The 1103-nt window shown below is 62.3% G+C and carries 2 pseudogenes; both read left to right on the top strand.

Annotated elements, in window-relative coordinates:
* Positions 1–522 (top strand): annotated as a pseudogene (locus tag AB4Z23_RS27160) (MFS transporter); the annotation flags it as partial.
* Between the two features lie 24 nt (positions 523–546).
* Positions 547–1103 (top strand): annotated as a pseudogene (locus tag AB4Z23_RS27155) (HlyD family secretion protein); the annotation flags it as partial.

Genomic DNA, 1103 nt, shown 5'->3' with positions numbered 1-1103 from the left:
GTCCTCACGCGGCCTGAGCAGATGTATGTCAGCCAGTTCCTCATGAGCGCAGCCAGCGGCTTGTTTCTGCCCTCCGCGCTCGCGGTGGGCTTTGGCGGCGCCATCAAGCGCGGTTTTCCGTACATACTATCCTTTATCGTGGTCTTCCTTGCCACGCAGAAAATCGGCGGCTTTCTGGGAAGTGCTGTCTATGGCACGTTCGTTCAGTGGAGGGAGCAGTTTCACTCCGCGCGGCTGGTCGAGAGGCTGTCCTCCGTCGATCCGCAGGTCGCAGCCCGCCTGAAGCAACTCGCAGGCACCTACGGCAGGGTTCTGACCGATCCCGCCGAGCAGGCAGCACAGGGCGCGGGTCTTCTTGCCCGTCAGGTGCAGCAGCAGGCCTACACGCTCGCCTACAACGACTCGTTCCTTCTCACGTCCTGCCTCGCCGTTCTTGCTCTGGCCGCTCTGCTCGTTCACGTCGTGTGGCGAGACCTGAAGTTTGTGCAACCGGCGGACGCACCGTCCCCCATCAACCCGTGATCTCCCGAGAAAACCGAAGAAGATATGTCAAAGCCTTTCAGATCCGCCGCCACCATCCTAGCGTTGACCGCAGGCCTCGCCGGGGCCGCAACGGTCCTTTACGTCTGGAACCTGCCGCCCTTCCGGAACTCCGTCCAGATGACGAACGACGCCTATGTGCGCGGGCAGGTCACCCTGCTGAGCCCGCAACTTGCAGGCTATCTGGTCGATGTCCCCGTTCGCGACTACCAGCGCGTCCGGCGCGGCGACTTGATAGCGAGGATAGACGACCGGATATTCGTGCAGAAACTGGAACAGGCGAAGGCCGCGCTCGAAGCGGCGCAAGCCGAACTCTCCAATTCCGAACAGAGCCAGAAGTCCGCCGAAGCGAAAATCCTTTCTGCAAAAGCTTCGGTAGAAAGTGCCGAAGCAGCGCGTGAGGCGGCCCGTGCCGCCGCCGCGCGAAGCGAGAACCTGCTGAAAAGCAACATCACGCCGCAGAGCGAAGCGGAAAAAAGCCGCGCCGCGTTCGACCAGGCCAAGGCTGCCGTCCATCAGGCGCAAGCGGCAGAGCTCGTTGCCGGGGAGGACCTCAACATGAT

Source organism: Agrobacterium sp. MCAB5, assembly GCF_052114365.1.
Lineage (GTDB): Bacteria > Pseudomonadota > Alphaproteobacteria > Rhizobiales > Rhizobiaceae > Agrobacterium > Agrobacterium tumefaciens.
The sequence above is the reverse complement of the archived record's forward strand: the minus strand, read 5'-3'. Positions and strand labels throughout refer to the sequence as shown.